General features: G+C 36.5%; 21 protein-coding genes. 7 read left to right on the forward strand and 14 right to left on the reverse strand.

The features are described from left to right. Nucleotides 1–60 precede the first annotated feature (60 nt). The 4 genes from ACNH59_RS05965 (at nt 61) to ACNH59_RS05980 (ending at nt 4,486) form a co-directional block, all read left to right on the forward strand. Complete coding sequence (locus ACNH59_RS05965; protein WP_418264515.1) at nt 61–1,500, forward strand: nucleoside recognition domain-containing protein; 1,440 nt, start codon at nt 61–63, stop codon at nt 1,498–1,500. Between the two features lie 37 nt (nt 1,501–1,537). Further along, entirely contained in the window at nt 1,538–1,717 is a 180-nt protein-coding gene (locus ACNH59_RS05970; protein WP_418264516.1) for a hypothetical protein, read from the forward strand. Between the two features lie 152 nt (nt 1,718–1,869). Further along, on the forward strand, nt 1,870–2,700 hold the full coding sequence (locus ACNH59_RS05975) for an FKBP-type peptidyl-prolyl cis-trans isomerase (protein WP_418264517.1): 831 nt from the start codon (nt 1,870–1,872) through the stop codon (nt 2,698–2,700). A 184-nt stretch (nt 2,701–2,884) separates the two neighbouring features. Further along, entirely contained in the window at nt 2,885–4,486 is a 1,602-nt protein-coding gene (locus tag ACNH59_RS05980; RefSeq protein WP_418264518.1) for a fumarate hydratase, read from the forward strand. A gap of 790 nt (nt 4,487–5,276) precedes the next feature. On the opposite strand, the gene ACNH59_RS05985 is transcribed toward ACNH59_RS05980, so the two are convergent. The 8 genes from ACNH59_RS05985 to ACNH59_RS06020 all read right to left on the reverse strand — a co-directional run bounded on the left by ACNH59_RS05985 (nt 5,277) and on the right by ACNH59_RS06020 (nt 13,661). Next, complete coding sequence (locus ACNH59_RS05985) at nt 5,277–5,936, reverse strand: CoA transferase subunit B (RefSeq protein WP_418264519.1); 660 nt, start codon at nt 5,934–5,936, stop codon at nt 5,277–5,279. 57 nt (nt 5,937–5,993) lie between these two features. Next, a complete protein-coding gene (locus tag ACNH59_RS05990; RefSeq protein ID WP_418264520.1) occupies nt 5,994–6,695 on the reverse strand; it encodes a CoA transferase subunit A in 702 nt (233 codons plus the stop codon). A 148-nt stretch (nt 6,696–6,843) separates the two neighbouring features. After that, nucleotides 6,844–9,141 carry a penicillin-binding protein 1A gene (locus tag ACNH59_RS05995; protein ID WP_418264521.1) on the reverse strand — a complete coding sequence of 766 codons (2,298 nt, stop codon included), beginning with the start codon at nt 9,139–9,141 and terminating at the stop codon, nt 6,844–6,846. A gap of 12 nt (nt 9,142–9,153) precedes the next feature. Then, on the reverse strand, nt 9,154–9,633 hold the full coding sequence (locus ACNH59_RS06000) for a gliding motility lipoprotein GldH (RefSeq protein ID WP_418264522.1): 480 nt from the start codon (nt 9,631–9,633) through the stop codon (nt 9,154–9,156). Continuing rightward, nucleotides 9,617–10,945: a PSP1 domain-containing protein gene (locus tag ACNH59_RS06005; protein ID WP_418264523.1), complete on the reverse strand. Its 1,329-nt coding sequence runs from the start codon at nt 10,943–10,945 to the stop codon at nt 9,617–9,619. The genes ACNH59_RS06000 and ACNH59_RS06005 overlap by 17 nt, the downstream gene beginning before the upstream one ends. 230 nt (nt 10,946–11,175) lie before the next feature. Further along, nucleotides 11,176–12,555 carry a rhodanese-related sulfurtransferase gene (locus tag ACNH59_RS06010; protein WP_418264524.1) on the reverse strand — a complete coding sequence of 460 codons (1,380 nt, stop codon included), beginning with the start codon at nt 12,553–12,555 and terminating at the stop codon, nt 11,176–11,178. Nucleotides 12,556–12,781: 226 nt separating this feature from the next. After that, nucleotides 12,782–13,114 (reverse strand): hypothetical protein, encoded by a 333-nt coding sequence (locus tag ACNH59_RS06015; RefSeq protein WP_418264525.1) that lies wholly within the window; start codon nt 13,112–13,114, stop codon nt 12,782–12,784. A gap of 136 nt (nt 13,115–13,250) precedes the next feature. Beyond that, nucleotides 13,251–13,661: a BrxA/BrxB family bacilliredoxin gene (locus tag ACNH59_RS06020; RefSeq protein ID WP_418264526.1), complete on the reverse strand. Its 411-nt coding sequence runs from the start codon at nt 13,659–13,661 to the stop codon at nt 13,251–13,253. A gap of 260 nt (nt 13,662–13,921) precedes the next feature. On the opposite strand from ACNH59_RS06020, the gene ACNH59_RS06025 reads away from it, so the two are divergent. Then, the gene (locus ACNH59_RS06025) at nt 13,922–14,404 is read left to right on the forward strand and encodes a hypothetical protein (RefSeq protein WP_418264527.1); all 483 of its coding nucleotides are present in this window, start codon (nt 13,922–13,924) and stop codon (nt 14,402–14,404) included. A 48-nt stretch (nt 14,405–14,452) separates the two neighbouring features. On the opposite strand, the gene ACNH59_RS06030 is transcribed toward ACNH59_RS06025, so the two are convergent. The 6 genes from ACNH59_RS06030 to ACNH59_RS06055 all read right to left on the reverse strand — a co-directional run bounded on the left by ACNH59_RS06030 (nt 14,453) and on the right by ACNH59_RS06055 (nt 22,955). Then, nucleotides 14,453–16,756: a TonB-dependent receptor gene (locus ACNH59_RS06030; RefSeq protein WP_418264528.1), complete on the reverse strand. Its 2,304-nt coding sequence runs from the start codon at nt 16,754–16,756 to the stop codon at nt 14,453–14,455. A gap of 110 nt (nt 16,757–16,866) precedes the next feature. Further along, nucleotides 16,867–18,084, reverse strand: coding sequence for a GTP-binding protein (locus ACNH59_RS06035; protein WP_418264529.1), 1,218 nt, complete (start codon nt 18,082–18,084; stop codon nt 16,867–16,869). 74 nt (nt 18,085–18,158) lie between these two features. Continuing rightward, entirely contained in the window at nt 18,159–19,367 is a 1,209-nt protein-coding gene (locus tag ACNH59_RS06040; protein WP_418264530.1) for a hypothetical protein, read from the reverse strand. 22 nt (nt 19,368–19,389) lie between these two features. Next, nucleotides 19,390–19,986, reverse strand: a complete 597-nt coding sequence (locus tag ACNH59_RS06045; RefSeq protein ID WP_418264531.1) for a type 1 periplasmic binding fold superfamily protein — start codon at nt 19,984–19,986, stop codon at nt 19,390–19,392. A 33-nt stretch (nt 19,987–20,019) separates the two neighbouring features. Next, entirely contained in the window at nt 20,020–22,404 is a 2,385-nt protein-coding gene (locus ACNH59_RS06050) for a TonB-dependent receptor (RefSeq protein ID WP_418264532.1), read from the reverse strand. A gap of 203 nt (nt 22,405–22,607) precedes the next feature. Then, nucleotides 22,608–22,955 (reverse strand): hypothetical protein, encoded by a 348-nt coding sequence (locus tag ACNH59_RS06055; RefSeq protein ID WP_418264533.1) that lies wholly within the window; start codon nt 22,953–22,955, stop codon nt 22,608–22,610. A 94-nt stretch (nt 22,956–23,049) separates the two neighbouring features. Between ACNH59_RS06055 and ACNH59_RS06060 the strand changes: the two genes are divergently transcribed. Both ACNH59_RS06060 and ACNH59_RS06065 read left to right on the forward strand, forming a co-directional pair. Then, a complete protein-coding gene (locus tag ACNH59_RS06060; protein ID WP_418264534.1) occupies nt 23,050–23,436 on the forward strand; it encodes a Fur family transcriptional regulator in 387 nt (128 codons plus the stop codon). 69 nt (nt 23,437–23,505) lie between these two features. Continuing rightward, entirely contained in the window at nt 23,506–25,377 is a 1,872-nt protein-coding gene (locus ACNH59_RS06065; protein WP_418264535.1) for an Nramp family divalent metal transporter, read from the forward strand. Nucleotides 25,378–25,453: the final 76 nt, after the last annotated feature.

The following is a 25,453-nucleotide window of genomic DNA, read 5'->3' on the forward strand; positions in this document are numbered from 1 at the left end:
TGTTTAGTTTTTGCGGACTTTTTACGGTTAAATATTTACATTTACAAAAAATAAAAAAATATGGTTTTAAGTAGGTTTTGGTTAGCTATTTTTATTTCGTCGATTGTTTTTATTGTGGTGAGTTTGTTTACTGCCAACACTTATACCATTGATTTTGTTTTGAATGGTCAAAAAGGAGAGCCTGTTCTGGTTTCTGAGCAGTATTTGGAGCAGCTTCCTGCTTTTATTCAAGACAGTATTGCTAAATCTCCAGACAATACTTTTGTTGTTAACCGAGATCTTTCCAATCCAGATACAACTTATGTGTATAAAAGTAAAACCGTCAAGGTTTTTAGCGGCACTCAAAAATCCGACGGTTTGTTGCCTACTTGTAAAAGCACCTTGGTGGATTTAATCTTACCTTTGATTGCTTATTTGGCATTTTTCTGTGGATTGATGGAACTATTAATCATCTCTGGAGCATCGGGAAAATTAGCTAAAGTGTTGAGTCCAGTGTTTGTAAAAGTGTTTCCTTCTATTCCTAAAAATCACCCTTCCATTTCATATATGACCCTGAACTTTGCTGCCAATTTCTTGGGATTAGATTCGGCTGCGACGCCATTTGGATTAAAAGCAATGGAAAGTTTACAAGAAATTAACCCCGATAAAGACAGAGCCAGTGATGCTCAAATCATGTTTATGTGCTTGCATGCTTCAGGATTAACATTAATCGCGACTTCGATTATTGGTTATCGTGCCGCTGCTGGTTCTGCTAATCCAGCCGATGTAATGTTGCCGTGTATTATTACTTCTTTCATCGGTACAATTGCTGCGTTTTTAATCGTAGGAGCCAGACAAAAAATCAATTTCAAAAGTGCGTCTTTATTGGCTGCCTTGATGGGATTAATTGGAGCGATTATTGGTTTGTTGATGTATGTGAACCAATTGGATTTAATCGGGAAAAGCTATTTTACCAATAATCTTTCAGGATTAATATTATTGGGAATTATTGGTTTTACCTTAGTGTTTTCATTCAAGAATGAAAAGAAATTTGGTGATGCTAATACGACTGTTTTTGATTCTTTTGTGGTGGGAGCTAACAACGGGGTAAAAACGGGAGTTGTAATTTTTCCTTATGTTTTGGGGATGTTGGTAGCGATTTCACTATTCAGAAATTGTGGACTTTTCGAAATTATAAGCAACGGACTTGGATTTGTTTTTTCGAATATGGGAGTGAATAAAGAAATCGTGGATGCCTTGCCTGTTGCCTTGCTTAGACCATTCAGTTCTGCAGGTTCCAGAGGGTTTTTGATTGATTCGATGAATACTTTTGGAGCCGATTCTTTGACGGGACGCTTGAGTAGTATTTTTCAATGTAGTGCCGAAAGTACATTTTACGTGATTGCCGTTTACTTTGGTTCGGTAAATATCAAAAATACGCGTTATGCCTTAGGAACCATGCTTTTGGTAGACGTTATTTGTGTGATAACTGCGATTTTTGTGGCAACTTGGTTCTTTTAATTCGAAATAAATAATTACAAATAAATACATTTTTAAAATGGGAAAATATTCAAAATACATCGCAATAGGATTATTAATCTTGTTTCTATTGGGAAGTTTGTTTAGTTGTAGCGTAAGAACTACTACTACCGCTTCAGGAAAAATTCCTCCTGGTCAAGCAAAAAAAATGACAGGGAGTCAAAGCGCTAAGAGTTTTGCTCCAGGTCAAAATAAGTAATGTTAGATGTTACCTAATTAAACAGAATATTTATTGAAGATAAAAAAAGCTACTGATTTTAAATAATACGTAGCTTTTTTTATGAAAAACTTATTAATTATTATTATTTCAAATAAGTATATTTGCTACCCTTATTTTTTAAAATTGATATTATGAAGTATTCCTTATTGGCTATTATAGCTGTATTATTTTTGTCTTGTAACAATGATGATGTTGCTCCTCCTTATGATTATTCAATTGAAAATGAAGCCGAAATAAAAGCCTATATTGATGCAAACAATCTTAATGCTACAAGAACAGATTCGGGTTTGTATTATGTAATTAATAATGAAGGAACAGGGAAACAGCCTTCCAAAACTTCAAATGTAACGGTATCGTATAAAGGATATTACACAGATAAAAAGGTGTTTGGAGAAAGTACAGACAAGGGTTTTTCGGCAAGTTTACAAACGTTGATACAGGGCTTTGTAGAGGGAATTCCTTTCTTTAAAGAGGGTGGAGAAGGTATCCTTTTAATACCTGCACATCTGGGCTACGGAAGCTATGACAACCAAGGTGTGCCTGCGGGTTCGGTTTTGATTTTTGAAATTAAGTTAATTTCGGTTGAATATAGTGCTGCAAATGATGCTGAAATTTTAAAATACATTGCAGACAATCAACTTATTGCTACCAAGACAGATTCGGGGTTGTATTATGTAATCAACGAAGAAGGAACAGGGACGAGACCAACAGCTACTTCAAATGTAACCGTAGCATACAAAGGTTATTTTACCAATAAAACAGTATTCGATCAAAGTGCTGGTGCCACTTTTGGATTGCAGCAAGTAATAAAAGGATGGACTGAGGGTATTCCGTATTTTAAAGAAGGTGGAAGTGGTATTTTATTAATTCCAGCGACTTTGGGTTACGGAAGTTATGCATACAGCGGAATTCCAGGGGGTTCTGTTTTGATCTTTGAAGTCAAATTAATTAAGGTTAATTAGTTATTTATATTATAAATTCAAAAAGCTACAGATTTAATTTTCTGTAGCTTTTTTAGTTTATACTTTGTTCTAAATCTTTCTTTGTAATTTGTAATTTCACTAATTTGTGCTAGTTCTTGAAATAAATCTTATACTCGTTCTTTGAACAATTCTTATATTTGGCATTCAAAATAACAATCAAATCATGGATTTTATATATCAAGACCCGTATCCCATTTTAAAAGACGATACACAATACCGCAAAATCAGTTCGGATTATGTGAAAGTAGAAAAATTAGGTGACCGCGAGATTTTGACGGTTGACCCAAAAGGATTGGAATTATTAGCACAAGAAGCATTAAAAGATGTTTCGTTTATGTTGCGTACTTCTCACTTAGAAAAATTAAGAGCCATTCTCGATGACCCAGAAGCTACTGATAACGACCGATTTGTGGCTTACAATCTATTGCAAAATGCTGTAGTGGCTATTGATGGGGAGTTGCCTTCTTGTCAAGATACAGGAACGGCAATCGTGATGGCTAAAAAAGGAGAAAATGTCTATACAGGAGTGGACGATGCCGAATGGTTATCAAAAGGAATTTTCAATACCTACCAAGAGCGCAACTTACGTTATTCTCAAATTGTACCGATTAGTATGTTTGAAGAAAAGAACTCAGGTTCCAATCTTCCAGCACAAATTGATATTTATGCCAAAAAAGGAAATTCATACGAGTTTTTGTTTTTAGCAAAAGGAGGAGGTTCGGCTAACAAAACTTATTTGTACCAACAAACCAAATCCTTATTGAACGAAAAATCGATGGATGCTTTTGTTCGTGCTAAAATCATGGATTTAGGAACATCCGCTTGTCCGCCGTATCACTTGGCATTAGTGATTGGAGGAACTTCGGCCGAAGCTAATTTAGCCGCTGTAAAGAAAGCATCTGCAGGATATTTTGACAATCTTCCTACCTCTGGAAACATGGCAGGTCAAGCCTTCCGTGATTTAGAATGGGAAAAAAGAGTGCAATTGATTTGTCAAGAAAGTGCTATCGGAGCGCAGTTTGGAGGTAAATATTTCACTCATGATGTTCGTGTGATTCGTTTGCCACGACATGCTGCTTCTTGTCCAGTAGGATTAGGTGTTTCTTGTTCCGCTGACAGAAATATCAAAGGAAAAATTACCAAAGAGGGGATTTTTGTTGAGCAATTAGAAGTAAATCCTGCACGTTTACTACCTGCTACACCACCCCATTTGGAAGAAGCGGTTGAAATTGATTTGAACCAACCAATGGCGGATATCCTTAAAAAATTATCGCAATACCCTATCAAAACACGTTTAAAATTAAACGGGACTTTGATTGTCGCTCGTGATATTGCACACGCTAAAATCAAAGAATTACTAGATGCTGGTAAACCTATGCCAGACTATTTTAAAAACCACCCAGTATATTATGCGGGACCTGCTAAAACACCAGACGGAATGCCATCAGGAAGTTTTGGACCAACTACTGCGGGACGTATGGATGTCTATGTAGAAGAGTTCCAAAAAAATGGCGGAAGTATGGTGATGCTTGCCAAAGGAAACCGTACCAAAGAAGTAATGAACGCATGTAAAACTTACGGTGGATTCTATTTAGGCTCTATCGGTGGTCCTGCCGCTATTTTAGCGAAAGAAAACATCCTTTCGGTAGAAGTAGTGGATTTTGAAGAATTAGGAATGGAAGCCGTTCGTAAAATCACCATCAAAGATTTCCCAGCGTTTATTATCACCGATGATAAAGGAAATGATTTCTTTGAGAATTTGTAATCAAAGGTTCTTAGTAACTAAGATACTGAGAAACTAAGTTAATATCTATTTTAAACCGCAGATTCGCAGATTTCTAATTTGTGAATTTGCGGTTTTTTTTGGAGTTAATCCCTGCTATTCGTTACAAGCTTTGCAATTTCAAACCTTTTTTCTAAGCACTGGAAGGAGCTTCCTTTAGTCGCTCTGCCAGTGCAAGAAAAATTGGTTTTCAATTCGCAAAGGCTTTTCACTCCTATCAGGACTAGGCGTTATGTATCTTCCGGAAATAAACTCATCTATTATTACACTAATTGTAAAACTATTTATGAACACGACAAACGTTTACAACAACACTTCATATTTGGAATACTCATTTTTTAAGATTCAAAATATGATTCAGCACAAAAAGAACAACTCCAATTATTATTAGAGATCTTGAATATTTTTTTACGCTAAATATTTTAGGGTTATTAGAATATTTTACGAATAATCCCAAGCCAATAAAAACTAAAGGACTTTTAACCATTTAAAATTTCCGTATAGCATTATGATATTTTTTAAATAAATTTTAAAGCTTCTATAAAAAATTTTATTGAAAGAAAAATTAATATTAAAATTATAAACCATCCAGAAATTTTAGTTTCAAATATTTTATTCCTATTATATAAAGAATCATGAATATTCTGATTTCTAATTCTTTTTTTCATTGTTAACTGCCAAAATTTAAAAAAAACAAAGGCTAATAAAAGACTAATAAAACTTTTAAAAAACAAGTAAACGATATATTTCATAATTAATTAAATCTTTGAGTTTAATCAATCACCATCTCTGGAATTTCCCCTTCAACAATCAATTCCGCTTCAGTTGAGGCAATAATATGTTCAATAGAAACCCCTGGCGCACGTTCTAAGAGTTTAAAGCCTTTTGGAGTTACTTCGAGAACGGCCAGTTCCGTAACTATTTTTTTAACACATCCTACACCTGTTAGGGGCAAGCTGCATTTTTTGAGGATTTTAGATTCACCTGCTTTGTTGACATGCATCATGGCTACAATAATATTTTCCGCAGAAGAGACCAAATCCATTGCGCCACCCATTCCTTTAACCATTTTACCAGGAATTTTCCAGTTGGCTATATCGCCATTTTCCGCCACTTCCATCGCGCCTAAAACGGTTAAATCAACGTGTTTCCCGCGAATCATTCCAAAACTCATAGCCGAGTCAAAAAAACTGGCTCCCGCTAATGTGGTAATGGTTTGTTTTCCCGCATTGATGATGTCAGCATCTTCCTCGCCTTCAAAGGGGAAAGGACCCATGCCGAGGACGCCGTTTTCGCTTTGTATTTCAACATTAATTCCTTTTGGGATATAATTAGCCACAAGCGTTGGGATTCCGATCCCTAAGTTGACGAAATAGCCATCTTGGAGTTCTTGTGCGATGCGTTTTGCGATATCTTCTTTTGTTAAAGCCATACAAACATTATTTTTTTTAACCAAGTTGTTACGGAAATTAAGTTTTTAAACGAAACACTATTCTTTCTTTCTCACTGTTCGTTGTTCAATCCGTTTTTCGTATTTTTCTCCCTGAAAAATTCGTTGTACAAATATCCCTGGAATGTGAATTTGATTTGGGTCAAGTGATCCAGCTTCTACTAGTTCTTCGACTTCGGCGATGGTAACTTTGGCGGCACCCGCCATTACAGGATTAAAGTTGCGTGCGGTTCCTTTGAAGATAAGGTTGCCTGCGGTGTCGCCTTTCCAGGCTTTTACAATCGCAAAATCGGCTTGAAAGGCGTGCTCTAACACATGCATTTTGCCATTGAAATCTCTGGTTTCTTTGCCCTCAGCCACTTCAGTTCCGTAACCTGCAGGTGTGTAGAAAGCGGGGATCCCAGCCTGAGCGGCGCGACAACGCTCGGCTAAAGTACCTTGCGGAATCAATTCCACTTCGAGTTCGCCAGTGAGCATTTGTCGTTCAAATTCGGCATTCTCTCCTACATAGGACGAGATCATTTTTTTGATTTGTTTTTTATGCAAAAGCAAGCCGAGTCCAAAATCATCTACACCAGCATTATTAGAAATACAGGTCAAATTTTTGCTTCCATTTTGTACCAAGGCAGCAATAGTGTTTTCGGGAATACCGCATAAACCAAAACCGCCAACTAATAGCGTCATTCCGTCTTTGATTCCGTTAATAGCTTCTTGTACCGTATTTACTTTTTTATTAATCATAACAAATGAATTTCTTTTGGTACTTAAAAATAAGGCTTTATTTTCAAAAGAAAAAAATATCTTTTTCTCTAAGAAATATATTTTTTCAAGAATAGTTTTATCGAATTACAAAAAAAAGCCTCCCGATTTTTAGGAGGCTATCTGTGTATTAAAATGAAAATTCTTCAGTGTTTTGTTGTAAAGAGGTAGAGTCTTTTACTTTTGGAGCAGAATAACAATCTACTTTAATAGATAAATTTGGTGGGCGATCAAAAGCTTCTTTTGAAACTTTAAGTTCTGGATCTTGATAGCACAATTTCATGAAATAACCCCAAACTGGCAAGGCTGCTGTTGCTCCTTGTCCGTATGTTAAACTTTTGAAACGCGCTGAACGGTCTTCACAACCTACCCAAACACCAGTAACTAAATTGGGTACCATTCCCATAAACCATCCGTCAGATTGGTTTTGTGTAGTTCCTGTTTTACCAGCAATCGGGTTGGTGAAGGCATAAGGGTAACCTGTCCATCTATTATCTCCGCTTCCACCGTAAGTTGATCTTAGTCTGGAACCTGAACCGCCTTCGACAACTCCTTCAAGTAATTTAACCACTGCAAAGGCAATGTCTTTGTTCAATACATCATGTGACTCTGGAATAGGTTCGTAAATCACAACGCCGCTTTTGTCTTCTATTCGAGATAAAAACTGGGGTTTATTATAGACACCTTGATTTGCAAAAGTACTATAGGCAGCTACCATTTCTTCAACAGTAATATCTACTGCTCCAAGTGCGATAGAGGGTTGTAGTGGAATTTGTGATTTAACTCCTAATTTATGCGTCAAATCCACTACAGCTTCAGGGCCTACTTTGTCCATTAATTTGGCTGAAATGGTGTTTATCGAACTCGCTAAGGCTTTTTTCAAAGTCACCATTCCGCGGTATTTATTGTCTGAGTTTCGAGGTGTCCAAGTTTCAGTTACATGGTGACGCCCTACTGGAATGGTAAATGGCGCATCGATAATCGAATCACAAGGCGACATGTTCAATTGTTCAATGGCGGTAGCATAAACAAATGGCTTGAATGTAGAACCTACTTGTCTCGCTCCTTGTGCCACGTGGTCGTATTGGAAATATTTGTAGTTAATACCACCCACCCAAGCTTTGATATTTCCTGTTTGAGGCTCCATAGCCATCAATCCTGATTGTAAAAAGTGCTTGTAGTAACGAATAGAGTCTATTGGTTTCATGATGGTGTCTTTTTCGCCTTTCCAAGTAAACACCGTCATTTTCGCCTCTTGATGAAAAGAAGCTTCTATCTCTTCGTCTGTTTTATCCATTCCTTTCATCACATTCCAACGGTTGGAAGCTTTCATGGCTTGTTTTAGAATGCGGTTGGTTTCCGCTTCCGTAATATTCACAAAAGGAGCATTCTTATTGCCTTTGGATTGTATGAAAAATTCTTCTTGCAAGTTGGCCATGTGTTTTTCCACTGCTTCTTCAGCGTGCAATTGCATTCTGGAATCGATGGTAGTGTAGATTTTCAAACCGTCTTTGTAAATGTCATAATCCGTTCCATCAGGTTTTTTATTTTCTGCAACCCATTTTTTCATGTAATCACGCAGGTATTCTCTAAAATAAGTGGCAGTACCTTCACGATGACTTTCTAGTTTGAATTTAAGTGAAATTGGTAAAGCTTGGTATTTTAGTTTTTGCTCTGTTGTAATCATTTTCGCTTTTTCCATTTGTGCCAAAACGACATTGCGACGGTTTTTAACTCCTTGTGGGTTGCGCACGGGATTGTATAAACCAGAGTTTTTGAACATACCCACTAAAATCGCCGATTCGTCTATAGTTAATTCTTTTGGGTTTTTTGAAAAATAGGTTTGTGCTGCAGAACTTACCCCAACAGAGTAATTTCCAAAATCGTAAATATTGCAGTACATGGCTAAAATTTCGTTCTTAGTATACTGTCTTTCTAAACGGATAGCGATAATCCACTCCTTGATTTTTTGTACAATTCTAAATGGTAGGAATTTAGAACCTTCACCGTGAAATAATTGTTTGGCCAATTGTTGGGTCAGAGTACTCGCTCCACCACTGGTTCCTAGGGTAGCTATGGCTCTCAGAGTTCCTCTTCCGTCAATACCTGAATGTTCATAAAAACGTTCGTCTTCAGTAGCAACAAGTGCGTCTACAAGGTTTTTAGGTAAGTCGGAATATTTAAGTTGAGACCTGTTTTTTTGGAAATATTTACCAATTACCACTCCGTCAGAGGAGATGATTTCGGTAGCCAAATTGGAGTCTGGATTTTCTAAGTCTTCAAAGGAAGGCATAGAGCCAAAAATTCCCCAAGAAGCAAATAGGAAAAAAACGGCTATACCGCCCAGTCCATAAAAGAAAAACTTCCAAAAAGCTTGGTTGTACTTTTTAAAATCAGTCTTGTTTTGATTGTTTTTGTTTGTAGCCATAAAACTTACTATCTATTCTTTTTTTTCTATTCTTAATCCAATGTCGGTGATGCCTTCCAGTTCCTTTACTCCAGGTACTTTTCCAGATTCTCTCACCGCTTGTTTGATGTTTACTTTATATTTTCCACGAAAGCGAACCCCTTCTTTGTAGAACAATTTACTTTCCTTAATATCTGTAAATCCTTCGCCTAATAAACTCCCGTCAGGGGAAGCCATTTCATATTCTAGAGTATCAACTTTAGTATATCCATTTGGTTTTTCTAAGGTAACAATCAAAAAAATATTATTATAAGGATAATTGTTGTTGGCTCTAAGGTTCAGGAATAAATCATATCTTTTGGTGGAATCCAAAACGGGTAAATCAAAAGATACTACACTGTCTTTATGCCAAGCACTTCCAACAGTTTGGTACTCGTCAAACACTCTTTTTTCGTCACAAGAACAAAAAAGAATCGCCATAAGAAGAATGAAAAAACTACTTTTTATTCTCATTTTTGGTAATAATTATAGGTTTTCTAGGTTGTGGATTCGGATTGTTTTCGCCCTTTGGAGCGTTTTTATTATTAGCGTTCCTTTTATTGTTTGGTCTTGGTTTATTACCAGCAGGTTTAGGGTTGTTCGGTTTGTTTTCAGTGGCCGATTTACCTTTGTTATCCGCAGTTGCTTTTTCGGCGGCTGCTTTTGGTTTTCTGTTTGGTTTTTTCTTTTTCTTAGGTTGGTCAAAACGAGTTAAACTCTCTTGTCCCATAGCATTGTTGAAATCTTTTTCAATTTCTTGAATGACTTCAATTGCATAATCTTCTAAGGCAGAAACTTTCTTTTTTTGCTTATTCTCAGCAATGATTTCTTGAACTTTGTCGATTTTTAAGACATGCCAGTTGGCATAATTGCTTGTGTAAGCAAACCACATCAGTCCTTTGAAAATGTCTTGTTTTTGGCAAACAGCATCTCCTTTTTCGGTTACCAAACGAGTATCAAAATCAGGAAAACCTTTTAAGGCATCCATGTAGGTGTCTAATTCGTAGTTCAAGCAGCATTTTAGTTTTCCACATTGACCTGCTAATTTTTGAGGATTCAATGATAATTGTTGGTAACGTGCTGCCGATGTATTCACACTTCTAAAGTCAGTCAGCCAAGTAGAACAACACAATTCTCTACCACAAGAACCAATTCCTCCCAAACGAGCTGCTTCTTGACGAAAGCCTACTTGTTTCATTTCGACTCTAGTGCTGAATTCTTTAGCAAAATCTTTGATTAAAAGTCTAAAATCCACACGATCATTGGCGGTATAGTAAAAAGTAGCTTTGGAACCGTCACCTTGAAATTCGATATCAGAAATTTTCATTTCTAATTTATGTTGAATGGCCAGCTCACGAGCACGCACTTTCATTGGTTCTTCGCGATCTCTCGCTGTTGACCAAATGTCGATGTCTTTTTGAGAAGCTTTTCGGTAAATTTTCGGGACTTCATTGCTGTTCGGATTGACTCCCTTTTTCTTCATCTGGATGCGAACCAATTCGCCAGTTAATGTCACAATTCCAATGTCATGTCCTGGTGAAGCCACCGTAGCCACGATGTCACCAATGCTTAGTGTCAATTTTTCGGTATTGCGATAAAACTCTTTTCTCCCATTTTTAAAACGTACTTCAACGCAGTCAAACGGAGCTTCGCCTGTGGGTAAACTCATATTCGAAAGCCAATCAAAGACCGTTAATTTGTTGCAGCTATCGGTGCCGCAAGTCCCATTATTTTTACAACCCTTAGGTGCGCCACCATCAGAAGTTGAACAACTTGTACATGCCATAATGATATATGTAGTGTTGTGAAAGACACAACTTAAGTTCTTAAAACGTTTAATTGGTAAAGATAGTATTTTTTAAGTGTAAGTTGCAATTGTTGGATTTAGCATTCGTTCTTAAATTTAAGCTAAAAGTAAATTATTCTCATTATTAAGAGCAGTGTTTAACTAAAAAAAGTGGTTCTCTCTATAAAATTGAGAAAGAACCACTTTGTAAATGTTGTCTAAAGAGTTTTTTAAGACTCCAAAACCTTGTACAACTTATCTGATAATCGAATTCTAAACGGCAATTGAAATGTACAGTTATCGCCTGCAACAGCTTTATCCGCTTTTGCATCATTCACTTGCATTTCGGTAATAACTAGTTGTTGTTCTCCAGTAGTTTGTCCTTTGATTAGAATGGTGTCGCCCACTTTGATTTCGTTTTCTTCGATAACAAATTGTCCAATACTTGGTTTTGGGTAAAAATGGGTTCCTTTTCCGATGTATTGTTTTTTGAGTTTTGGTAATTTTTTAGCTAAAGCTTTCGATTTTGCTAAATCAGTTAAGTTGGGAACCGCCGCCAAAGGATCTTGATTGGCTTCTCTTTTCTTAAAAGTCAGCACATCCGATTTTCCTTTTTTGAAAATCTTATTTCCGTTTTTCACCCCACGACGAATCGCTTTTTGTTCTTCTTCTGGCAAATGAATCACATCAACACAGTCTTGTGAACAGCAGCCTTCCATGGCTTGCGCACATTCTTCACATTGAATAAATAATAAGTGGCAACCTTCGTTGATGCAATTGGTATGCACATCACAAGGTTTTCCGCACTGGTGGCATTGGGAAACGATATCGTCTGTAATTCTTTCTCCTAAACGGTGGTCAAAGACAAAGTTTTTACCAATGAATTTACTTTCGAGATTTTCCTCTTTGATTTGTTTGGCGTAGTTGATAATTCCGCCTTCCAGTTGGTAAACGTTTTTAAAACCTTGATGCTTAAAGTAAGCCGATGCTTTCTCACAACGAATTCCTCCGGTGCAATACATTACCAAGTTTTTGTCTTCTTTGAAATCTTTTAATTGATCGTTAATAATAGGCAAAGATTCACGGAAGGTATCTACATCTGGGGTAATGGCTCCTTTGAAATAGCCTATTTCGCTTTCGTAATGATTTCTAAAATCGACTACAATGGTATCTGGATTGTCTAAAATTTCATTGAATTCCTTAGCTTTTAAGTGTACTCCTATGTTAGTCACGTCAAAAGTTTCATCGTTTAAGCCGTCAGCAACAATTTTGTCACGCACTTTAATGGTCAGTTTCAAGAACGAATGATCGTCGTGTTCTACTGCAACATTCAATCGGATGCCTTGCATAAAATCATACTTTTCGATAGAATCTTTAAAAGCATAAAAATTGTCTGCAGGAACAGATAGTTGGGCGTTAATTCCTTCTTTGGCTACATAAATACGGCCTAAAACTTCTAGTGAGTTCCAAGCAAGGAATAAATCGTTACGAAATTGTGTTGGGTCTTGAATTTGCGCATAAGCATAGAAAGACAAAGTAAGTCTTTGTTTTCCGGCATCATCAATCATGATGGCTCTTTCTTCTGCGCTTAAAGTGTTGTACAGTTGCATGCTATAAACGTTTAAGTTGAGAAATTATGGTTGCAAAAGTAAGGAAAAGCGAGGAATTAGCAAAGTTTGTAAGGGACTAAGTTTTTTTGGAACCATTAAGAGATTTAGAATGTTAAGTCTTAATGTTACTTAAATTTTTAAAGGCAATCATTTTTAAAATGTTTTGTAGCTTTTTGCAGCGCCCGAAGCTTTGGGACTGGGCTAGGGATTTGAGTGAGCCATAAGTTTAGATTTCTAAAATAGAAATCTCTGCTCCTTCCAAATCGGTTGTAATAAACAATTGACACGAAAGCCGAATTGTTTCTTCGGTAAATCCTAATAGTTCTAGCGTATTGGGTTCGTTTCGTTCTTTTACAACTGATTTTCCTTTGATTCCAATGGCTTGAACCACACAAGTCGCACAACGACCCACGCCACCGCATTCGCCAAAAGATTCCAAACCTAACGCTTCTTTCAACAAAAACATTAAATTGGGATAACTACCGTGTTTGACTTGGATAGGAAATCGGTGTTCGTTATCAATGACGGTAAAGGAGATGTTTGGAAATTCTTTTTTCAAAATGTTTGATTTTTGAAGCTTTTAAAGGAATCATAAAAAAACCACAGTTTCACAAATTTAAAATCTGTGAAACTATGGTTAAAATTTTAGCGAACTTAGTGCTATACTTTGTGACCGTTGCGGTTAAACCTAAGTGTTAACAGTATTCGTTATAAGCATCTTGTAAGTTTTCAGCAATCATTTCAGCTGGACGACCTTCAATATGGTGACGCTCTAACATGTGTACCAATTCTCCGTTTTTGAACAATGCCATAGAAGGTGATGATGGAGGAAAAGGAAACATATGTTGTCTAGCAGCATCTACCGCTTCTTTGTCAACACCTGCAAAAACAGTGATTAAATGGTCTGGTTTTTTAGCACCATCTAAACTCATTTTTGCTCCTGGACGCGCATTTCTAGCAGCACATCCACAAACGGAATTTACAACTACTAATGTGGTTCCTTCTGCTTGGATGGCATCATTTACTGCTGATGCACTATGTAAATCTTGAAAACCTGCAGTTGTTAATTCGGCCTGCATTGGTCTTACCATTTCTTCTGGATACATATTGATATATTTTTAAATATTAATTGTTTTGAGTATGCAAAGTTACGAAGATTAAAAATAACTCTAGGTTATGCGCTATAAAGTTTTGTTATAGTTTAATAGCTCTTTTCTAATAGCGGAGATTGTTCTCTTGTCAATTGATTGCTTCTTTATGTCAATTTATACAGACTTCATGACATTTTTTAATTTTCTGCTTGTTTGATTTCTGAATTTTGAAAACATTTCTTCATTACAGAAGGTTAAATCCTAAAACAAATACCATGACAACAGATACAAACTATTATTATCAAATATTTACTTTGATCGGAAATCAAAAAATGGTTTTGGATATTTTTAACAGAGGAAGATTTAGTTATATGCCTCATCTAGTTTTAAATAATGATTTTTCAGGCCAAAACTGGTCGGTTGAAGCTACACAAGAGAAGAATCAGTTTCAATTGAGTACTATGGTTTTAGGCGTTCGAATGTGGTTGGATGTGATTGACGGTGGAATTTTTGACTGCTTGTTAATTGTAGTGCCAAAAGAAAAATATTCAAACAGGGAATGGAAAGTGGTGAAAAATGTGCGAAAAAAAGGATTTTTTACAATTAGTACTGTTTTAAGAAAAGAAACAAAATATATTGACTTGTACCAAGGGGGAGATTTTAATAATATGCCCTATCTTACCACAGAGTCAGCTTATTCTGGTCAATTTTGGGGAGTGGAAAAAACCAATGAAGAAGTATTTGAATACGTTCTTTGATTCCATAACTAAATTCTAAATTGGGATTATAGTGCCACTCCCAAGAAGTTATCTCAATGTATACCGTAATCCCAAGAAGCTTCTGATTCCTTGGTTCGGCCCATAGACATAACTTGGATCAAAGGTTAACGCATACGGATTATCTGCTGTGTCGACTACCTGACCATTTGGAACAAAATTCCCTTTTTGACCATAATTATTGGTATCATTAGTATTGCCATCAGAAACTTTTACATTTTCATCAAAAGGATCATGGGCACGGGCAATAATAAACGGATTTCCTTTGTTAGGTGTCCAGTTCAACAGGTTTTTTATACCGGCATATATTTCAATATTTTTGAATTTGTTAAAGGTAAATTGAATGTTTTGAATACTCCAAGTAGGAGAATATTCTGCTCTTGGATCCAAATCTCCTAAAAGAGGTAAACGCATCGGGCCATAAACATTTCCAGTGTAATCAATGTCTAAGTATAATGGATTGACACGGTAGGAGATAGCCCAGGTTCCTGAGAATTTTTCTGTTAGGATTTGTTGGGTTTTTATTTCGTCTTCTTTTTTAGAAACCTCCATGAAGGTAGCCCCTACAATAAATTTTAAACCATTGCCAAAAATCATATCGATATTAGTGCTAATTCCTGTTGTAACGGCATATCCATCAAGATTTTTGTAGATAATCTGGTTGGGATTGGTATCGTAATCTGGAAGGATAGAATTCGTAAAGTAAGTGTACCAAGCTGTCGTTTCTATTCCGATAAAAGCACCCTTGTTAGTATATATTTTTTTCAGATAATTCAAGTTGGCATTATAAGAACGTTCTGGTTTTAAAGTTTCTAAAACAATTACATCTCTTGAACCTGTAAGTGCTGCATGTTCTTCGGTAAATAAATTAACAATTCGGAATCCTGTTCCTGTATTGAAACGTATAATATTGTTGTTATTCACTTTCCATTTGTACGCAAATCTAGGCGTAAAAATGTTACCGTGGTTGTTGTTGTAATCGTAACGTGCCCCTAAAAGGATTTTGTGGTTTTCATTGAAAGCGATTTCGTCTTGAACAAACAAACTCGGAATCCAAGTGATATCTTCCTCTACTGTTGCTGTTGTATTGTCGTTGTAATATTGGTAACGCAATGCACTTCCAAATAGTAAATCGTGATTGTTAATTTTTTTGTCCCAAGTCAGTTGTCCAAAACCAATTCGCTGCTTCGCTATGTAAGGCGTGTTTCCATATACCGAATTTTGGTCGTGGTCTGTGTAAGAGAAGTTGAATAACATTTTTTCGGTAAATGGCAATTCATATGCACCTAGTAGTTCCCATCGTTTGGTGTAAATGCTTTCACCATAAACTTCGTCGCCACCACGGAATGATTTGTTCCATTGTAATTCACCTCCCCAACGATCTTCGTAAAAGTACCGTCCTGCGACAGAGAGTAGTTTGTTACTTTTTCGCTCAAAATTCCATTTTTGAAAAACAGAAACACGGTCTTGCAAGGTGACATCGGTAAAATTATCGTTGTTGTTGTCAATTGGGTTACTGTAATTGAAATAATTAACACCTGTTAAAACCGATGTTGTCTTTCCTAAATTGGCTTTAAAGCCTAAATCCAAATTAAATTCGCCCCAATCTGTTGTGAATGAATCTGCTGAAAATAGAGGAGCGCTATAAGGTTTTTTTGTAATAATGTTAATCAATCCACCTACAGCTTCACTACCGTATAGCGATGAGGCAGGTCCTTTGACAATTTCAATTCTGTCTAATAATGAATTTGGTATTCCTGATAATCCGTAAACCGTTGACAAACCGCTCACAATGGGCATTCCGTCAATTAAAACTAAGGTATATGGCCCTTCGAGTCCGTTAATGTGAATGTCACCTGTGTTGCAAACATTGCAATTCAGTTGCGGGCGCACTCCATTTACATTTTGTAAGGCTTCAAATACATTCGCTGTTGGGTTTTTTTTGAAAAATGAAGGCTTGTACACTTCTACTGGGACAGCACTTTCTAATCTGCTAACAGGTTTTAAAGTTCCTGTAACCACCACTTCATCCAGAGAATTGTTTTCTTTTAAATCAAAATCGACAGTTATGTCCAGACTATCTGTAACTGATATTGCTTTTTTGTCTGCAGTAAAGCCTGTATAGGAGGCAATAATATCATAATTCCCTTGTGGAACATTTGTAAACCTATAGTTGCCCTCGCTATCTGTGACAGTGGTTTTATTAGTTTTCTTTAAAATCACATTAGCTGAAGGTAATGGATTTTGTCCAGTTGTTACCTTTCCTTTAATACTAGACTGCGCTATTACTATACTGTTGATTAACAAAAAGAAACTAAGAATTAGATTTTTCACAATTATATTTTAGTTGTTATTAAATTTAAAATTTAGGCAAATCTAAAAAATATTTTTGATTGAATAATTTATTAAGCAATTTTTTTTAATCTTAATTAAAAAAAATAGTTTCAAACGGTTGATTTAGCGATTTTTGGAATTGGAAAAGGGTCGTTGAGGGTGAAAAAACCATCTTTTAAATCCATAATTTCTGCTTTGGTGCATAAGCAATCTTGGAGTTGTTGACGAATCTTTTTTTCATCTAATGAAATACCAATAAAGACCAATTCGTTTAGTCTATCCCCAAATTCAGTAGTCCATCGTTCTTCGATGATGTCTTGATTTTGGACAAAACTATCAAAATTCATTCGCTCACCTAGTGGCATGCTTGCCCACCATACACCTGCATTTTCGGCTTTCATTGAACCTCCTGCTTGACTCCAATTAATGGCTTGGTCAGGACGCGAGGCTATCCAGAATAATCCTTTGCTTCGGAGAATACTCAAAGGGAAATCTTGCGTTAGAAAATCCCAAAATCGGTACGGATGAAACGGTTTTTCACTTCTGAAAACAAAAGAACCAATGCCGTATTCCTCCGTTTCGGGTGTGTGTATTCCTTCGAGTTCGCGTATCCAGCCTGCTGAAGTTTCGGCTTCTTCGTAATTGAATAGACCCGTATTTATAATTTCATTTGGATTGATTTTACCAAATTCTGAGCATATTATATTGGCTACTGGATTTAATTTTTTTATGGATTCTTTTAGGATATTCAGTTCTTTTGGAGCAACCAAATCAGTTTTGTTAAGTAGAATTACATTGGCAAATTCGATTTGGTCAACTAATAGGTTTACGATGGTTCGATTGTCGTTTTCGATGTTGGTTGCCTGAATGTCTTCGAGTGTTTTGGCAGAGCCAAAGTCTTTAAAAAAGTTAAAGGCATCGACCACAGTCACCATGGTGTCAATGTAGCTAAAACGCGATAAATCGATGTTCTCATCTTCGTTGACAAAAGTGAACGTTTGCGCCACCGGAATGGGTTCGCTAATACCAGTGCTTTCGATTAATAAATAATCAAAACGGTTTTCTTTGGCTAGTTTTTCTACTTCCAGCATCAAATCTTCTCGCAAGGTGCAACAAATACAGCCGTTGCTCATTTCAACCAATTTTTCTTCGGTTCGTGATAGTGTCATTTCGTTTTTGACCAATTGAGCATCAATATTAACTTCGCTCATATCATTGACAATCACGGCGACTTTTAATCCTTCTTTATTATGAAGGATGTGATTAAGCAAAGTGGTTTTTCCTGCGCCAAGGAAACCTGACAGTACGGTTACGGGTAGTTTTTTCATTTAATTTTGTTTTATTGAGTGCAAAAAAGGCATACAAAATTGCATGCCTTTTTTAGTTTTAGGATTAGAATTCATTAATGCGCAGCACTATTCTCATGTCCAAAAATGGTAATTCGGTAAGGGGTAGCTGAGGTTTTTATTTTTGAAGTAACCAAAGTTGAAAGATTTACTTGAAGCAATTCGCCACTAGTAGGCAAAGTGATGTACGCAAAGCGTTGGGTTAATTCTAACTGCGGTTTTTGAGTGGATGTTGTCAGAGTCTCATCGATTATTTTTGCGCTTTTTTCGAGTTGGTTACTGTTTAAATCATATAATTTGAAATCACCTGAATGCAATAAAATCCCTAATTTTTTATGATTATAACTTACTTTGCATTGCATAATGTTGGTGCTTTCAAAAATAGGCGTTACTGTATTTGCCACCACATCAATTAAAAAAGCTCCTTTTGCCGCAGTATATCCCAAAAATTTTCCTTTATTGGCGGTTTCTAAAATAGTACCAAACCAAGATGTTCCAAAAGCAGTAGGGTGCGCAATTAATTTTTGATTGCCATTGCTTTCTACTACCAAAATACCACTGGCAGATCCGAATACTGCATAGGTTCCATCAGTTGCATTGTCATGTATCCCTTGAGTGGCTTGTTTTGCAGCATGAATTGTTTTACCAGTTCGGTCTATAATTTTTACTTTTTCGGGTAAGGTTCCAGCGATAGAATTGTCTTTCTCTGTAACAGCATAAGTTCCGTTTGAAAAACTAGCCATGGCTCCGTGGTGCTTTAAAAGACCTGTATTGATGGTTGTAAACGTAGCATTGGCAGTATGTACATCCGATTCTTTGGCTACAGATAATGTACCATCTCCATCATTAAAAGTCAAAATTTCGCCAAATTTGCTTTTGAAATGGGTAGGCATAAGCGAACTTCCTGTTAGAGCTCCAAATTTTGGCGTTCCTTTGGTGTCCACATGGTCTCCGTGAAATTCAAATCCGCTATCAAAGGTTTCTACCGTGTTGTCAGTTCTATGGATGATACCTGCAAATCGTCCGGATTCTGTGGTGTAAAGTGCCGATTTTGGGAATTTCGCATTAAAAAAACTAACAGTACTTGTAGCTGGATTGATTAAAGAAAGTTCTTTGGTTAATTCGTCAGAAACCAATACTCTCAAGTATTTGTATTCTCCAAGGTCTTCTTCTGAATGGTCATGATGGTCATCTTCATTGGTACATGAAAGTGCGATAGAAGTAAAAGCGAATAAAAATAATAATTTGTTGAATTTGTTTTTCATTGTTATTTGGATTTAAAATTATTTACAAAACAGTAAGGGTAAAAGAAACTTGAGCATCTGTAGATCCGCCAGCATTGGTGATGTCTCCTGAGGCTACATTGTTTGCGGTTTTATTTGGGCCATGTTTTAGTGTGATAGTAAGTGTGTCTGTGGCTGCCCCAGTGGTGGTAAAAACAGATTGCAATCCAACCGGTTTGCCATTGCTGTCAAAATTACTTGTTGCCGTACTGTAAGTAAATACGTTCAACGTTCCTGTTGTTTGGTAAAATACTTGGTGCTCTGTTCCTTCAGCAATAATTTCGGGTGTGATGTCTTCTGCTGGGTTTGCTAGTTCATTTTTGAAAGTTAGTACTCCATTATAAGTTTTGTTTTTTTCAAAATTGCCCGAAACCGTAATCACTGGTGCATTAGCGCCTTCACCGTCCAAATCTTTGTACTGTAGCGTAATGGCTGTGCCGCCTCCTACGGGTGTGTAAACCGCTGTGACCGTAGTGATTAATTCCTCTTCGTTTACTGGCGGGGCAGGATTGTCATCGTTACTACATGAAAAAAAAGTTAATGCAGCGACCATTGCAAGAGCGTAAGATTTAATTGGTTGAGACTTCTGAATTGTTTTCATTTTGTTCTAATTTAAATGGATTGTTATTAAAGTTTAATAATTGAATTTGAGTTGGATATGAATGTTTCTTCCCGTTTCATCAGCAAAAAAGCGTTGGCGGTTTAAATAATCTCGATAGGAAACATTGAAAATATTTTGGACACCGAGTGCAACTTTAGTTCGTATTTTTTGGAAAATATTAAATTGCATTTCGCCATAAAAATGAAACAATTGATAGGCGGGTGGAGGCGTGCTTATATCAACTAAAACCGATTCTAGCTCGTTGTTTTTGATGATATTGGTGTAAAAATTATTATCTGGATATTGATTTTGTTTGAGTACGGTTTCGCTTTTGAGTTCCAAAACAAGCTGGTGCCATTCTTTCTTTGAAAAACTAATTTTGTTGCTCAAATTCAGAGGGGGCATGTCAATTAAAGGACTATTGGAAGTTGTTTCTTTTCCGTGAACATTGGCCGCCGAAAAGGAATGTTGCCATTGATTGCTAATAGCCCATTGGGTGTGCAAATCGATTCCGAACAGTTGCGCATTGGTTTGCTGGTATTCCCAAACCGGAAAAGCTCCGCGTATGGTGGTTTCAAAACCAATGGGTTTTAAATAAATATAATCTTGAATGCGGTTCAAATACGGGTTCAGTTCGAATGAAAAAGTGTTAGATTTTTTTTGAAGCGTAACCGATAATTTAGTTGCTAGTTCCTTTTTCAAATTCAAATCACCTAGTTCAATTACACCTGTTGCATGGTGTAAGCCGTCACTAAAAAACTCCGAAGAATTGGGGTTTCTAGAAGCATAACTCAGACTGGTATATAATTGCCATTGATTTTTAAATTGTTTGCGAATGCCTGCTGTAGTGGCTAGGTTATGAAAAACAAACTGCGGTTGGGTAAGCCATTGTGTACCAAAATCGCCAATAATAATTTGAGAAAAATGGTTGTCATAAGACCTTTCATCCCATCTTGATTTTTGATAATACTTGGTGGCATCAATTTTTGAAAAATCATAACGCAATCCTGCATCTATCGAAAAATGTTCTGAAAAATTATAATGAGCCAGTCCATAAGCACCCGCATCTATTTTGTCATAATTAGGAATTAAAGGTCTTACGCCTGTGGCTGGATTGGCATAATTATTTTGCGCAACAGCACTCATACCCGATTTGATTGTCCAATCGTGATTGATTTTTTGGTAATCCAAATTCCAAGAATGTGTTTTTAAATCTAAATCTAGGGCAGCTGTTTTTTTAAAATCGCCCCTACGAACATCATATTCTAATCTTTGGTTGTACTGAAAAGCGTATTGAAGCGTGAGTGTTTCGGCCTCGTTCCAATGATAATTAAAGTTGAATTTACCAATATGATGCGTAACTTCTTGTTTTGGGTTTTGAATAGAGTAGCCAAAATCATTAATAACTGACGGAATCTTATTAGTAATAGATTGGAACAAATCATTCACATTCCCGGTATGCGATGCGCTCAAAATCCCAATTTGTGCTTTGTACAAACTATAAAATACGGCGGTGTTGAATTTTTGTGCACTGTATTTTAAATCTCCTGAGAAATTTACTTCTCTGTTTCCTGTATTAGAGAGTACATAATCGGGCGCTTCTTTGTCGCCCATGTATTTGAAACTAGACAAAGCATTCCAACTCCAACCTTCATTACTGCCTTTATGAATATCAGAACTTATGGTGCCTCCCTGACCATTTGTGTTATAAGTCATAATTGTTTTTCCAAATAAGGTATCTCTACTAACGCTCAAAGGTTCAATAAGAACAAGGCCACCTATCGCATCTCCGCCATATTGCAAGGCCGATGCTCCTTTAATAACTGTAATTTTATTGGCCGCATTGATGTCAAAATTAGGAGCATGTTCGGTACCCCATTGTTGGTCTTCAAGTTTTACGTTGTTGTTAAGTATCGCAATTCGGCTGCCATACAGTCCGTTTATGATGGGTTTCACTACGGTGTTTCCAGTTTTTAAGGTTGAAATTCCGGCTATTTCCTTCAAGGCATCGCCCAAGGATTGGTTGCTGTATTTTTCGATTGTATTAGATTTAAGTACTTGTTCAACAACAGCTACGTCAGCATGAATCCCTTTTTGTTGAATCACAATTTCTTGAAGCTGTGTGGTGTTTCGTTTCAGTTCAAAATCAATTTTTAAATCATTTTTTAGTTCGATAATGGTGTCAATTGTTTGATAACCCAAGTAGGAGATATAGATGGCCATCTTCCCATTAGGTAAATCAGTGGCGCTATAATTGCCTAAGGCATCAGCGTTGATGATTTTTTTGCCAATATGAATATGAATGTCAGTGAAGTGAATGGACTCCTTGCATTGTATTTTTCCGCTCAGCTTGTTTTGTGAATAAATCGTACTACAAAACAACAAGAGCCAGAAAAAAACGATAGTTTTTTTTGACATGATTTTCAATTAAAAAAAATAGAGGATTGTCGTCTTTTTAGTAAAGACGATTGATTTTGATTCTTGTAAACAAGAGGATGTATTTGTAGTCTAACAAAAACACGATGATGCTATAACTCCACCTTGTTTTAGTCATTTTTTTGCAAAAGAGAGAACGGTGTGTATAGTAGTGTTTGTTAAATTTTCTAAATACAATTAAAGAATTACAATACTGGCGGTGCCCGAAGAGAAAATAGGCTACCGCAGTAAAAGACAACGGCGGTGGGGATGTAAAGTAATAATGTAGCAACAACAGCGCAATCGTAAGAGAAGCTATAGCTAAAAAGAGTTGCTAAAGATTGAACGATGAAGGTATAATCGCATACGAAACAATCTTCAGACAGCGTATCGTTAGCTATTATTTGATTGCCAGAGTTTGAATTGGATACTAGTTCTAGTTGCTTTTTATTTTGTTCAGAATGATGCTCATAAATATGTACTACTTGAAATGCTATCGGGAACAATAGTATCAGAGTGAGTAGCACATGTAAGATGACGCCTTTCTTTTTCATTCCTTTTCTTCTATCTTTGCTTTATGCAATTATGTTGCAAATGTATGAATTCTATTTACAACTGCAACATTGTTGCGTTAAAATTTATTTTATAATGAAAAAATCCCGTAACACACTCGCTAAGGCCGCTATTTTAGAATTGATTAGTCAGTCAGCTGTAGCCTTGTCCCATGCCGAAATTCATAAAGCCAATCAAGAATTATGTGATAGAGTAACCATTTATAGAATTTTAGACCGTTTGGTTACCGAAGATATGATTCATAAAATTGCTACTCCAGAAGGAACTGTAAAATACGCAGCCTGTCATCATCATCATCTTGATGAAGAGCATCATATTCACAATCATGTGCATTTTAGTTGTGAAAAATGCCATTCGGTAGTTTGCTTGGATTCGGTTCAGCCTACTTATACAGTTCCTCCAAATTATTTAGTGAAGGAAGTAAACTTTACATTATCTGGATTGTGTCCAGCGTGTATCTAATTTAGTCTTGGCTAAAAAAATATTTTGATTACTGTGATTTTTCTATATATTTGCCTCAAACCACTAAAAATGAGCAAATCATTAGAAGAAGTACACGAATCGGTTACTACTCAAAATAAAAAATCAGTTTTCAAAAAAATAGTTGCCTTTTTTGGCCCGGCCTATTTAATTAGCGTCGGTTATATGGATCCAGGAAACTGGGCGACAGATATTGCTGGAGGTAGTCAATTTGGATATGCCTTGCTTTGGGTATTGTTGATGAGTAATATCATGGCCTTACTTCTTCAAAGTTTAAGTGCACGACTAGGAATTGTTACCCAGCGCGATTTGGCACAAGCCTCACGGGAGACCTACTCGCCTTTTATCAATTATATTCTTTACTTTTTAGCCGAAATCGCCATCGCAGCCTGCGACCTTGCCGAAGTATTGGGTATGGCTATCGGTATCAACTTATTATTTGATATTCCGCTAATAGAAGGGGTGATGATTACGGTTTTGGACACCTTCTTATTATTGTTTTTAATCAATAAAGGCATCCGAAAAATGGAGGCTTTTATAATCACTTTGGTAGCAGTCATAGGCGTTTCCTTTATTTTTGAGATGATTTTTGCACAGCCAGTCATTGGAGATGTTGTTCTAGGACTTATCCCAACGATGCCAAATGAAACGGCCCTATATATCGCTATAGGTATCATTGGAGCAACAGTGATGCCACACAATTTGTATCTTCATTCTTCTTTGGTACAAACACGAAAATTTGATCGTTCCAAAGCTGGAATCAAACAAGCCTTAAAATACAATTTAATCGATTCGACTATTGCGTTAAACTTGGCTTTCTTTGTCAATGCTGCAATTTTAATATTGGCAGCAGCCACATTCTATAAAGTAGGCATGTATGAAGTAGCCGAAATTCAAGATGCTCATCGCTTTCTACAACCATTATTAGGGACAAAATGGGCTCCTATTTTATTTGCAGTAGCCTTAATTGCCGCTGGACAAAGTTCCACCATTACGGGTACATTGGCTGGACAAATCGTTATGGAGGGCTATCTAAACCTAAGAATACAACCATGGGTTCGCAGAATTATTACCCGCTTAATTGCAATTGTACCCGCTGTTATCGTTATTACCATTTTTGGCGAAAGTGTCACTGGAAAATTATTGATTTTGAGTCAGGTGATATTGAGTTTACAACTGGGATTTGCCATTATTCCGTTAATTCATTTTGTGAGTGACAAAACCAAGATGAAAGGATTTCATATTGGAAAACTGACACAAATCGCTTCTTGGATTGTAGCAACTATCATTGTCACTTTGAATGCAAAATTAGTTTATGATGAAATCAAAGGATGGCTAGAAACCTCCGAAAACCCTACAGTATTATGGCTTACGGTAGTACCATTAGCCATTAGTTTTTTAATTTTATTGTTATACATTGTTTTTAAACCTTTTGTAACCAAATCCAAAACCAACATTCACAACCATTCGCCTCACCATTTGAAATTACAATTTTCAAAAGCGGCCATCTATTCGAAAAAAGATATTGCCGTAGCAGTTGACTTTACGACTGCCGATGAAGTTGCCTTGAATAGCGCCTTTGAACTCGGAGGGACAGCTGCTAACTACACTTTAATTCACGTCGTTGAAACGGTTGGGGCACTTATTTATGGTGATGATGCCGATGACCACGAAACTTCCATCGATGAGAAATTATTAATCCAATACCAAGAAATGCTAATTGACAAAGGCTTTAAAGTTAGCATCCAACTCGGTTTTGGGACACCAGACAAAACCATTCCTCTACTAATTGATAAAGGAGATTTTGACATCCTTGTAATGGGAACACATGGACATACTGGTTTCAAAGATTTAATTTTAGGGACAACTGTAGATAAACTGCGTCACAAAATTTCGATACCTTTGTTGATTGTTAAAAAATAGATACTGAGGTTCTGAGTAACTAAGGCTCTAAGAATATTTCGATTTTCTTGCCTAGTCACTCAGAACCTTGGCATCT

Origin of the sequence: Flavobacterium faecale, assembly GCF_048320115.1 — a bacterium.
In the GTDB taxonomy this organism is placed as follows: Bacteria; Bacteroidota; Bacteroidia; order Flavobacteriales; family Flavobacteriaceae; genus Flavobacterium; species Flavobacterium faecale_A.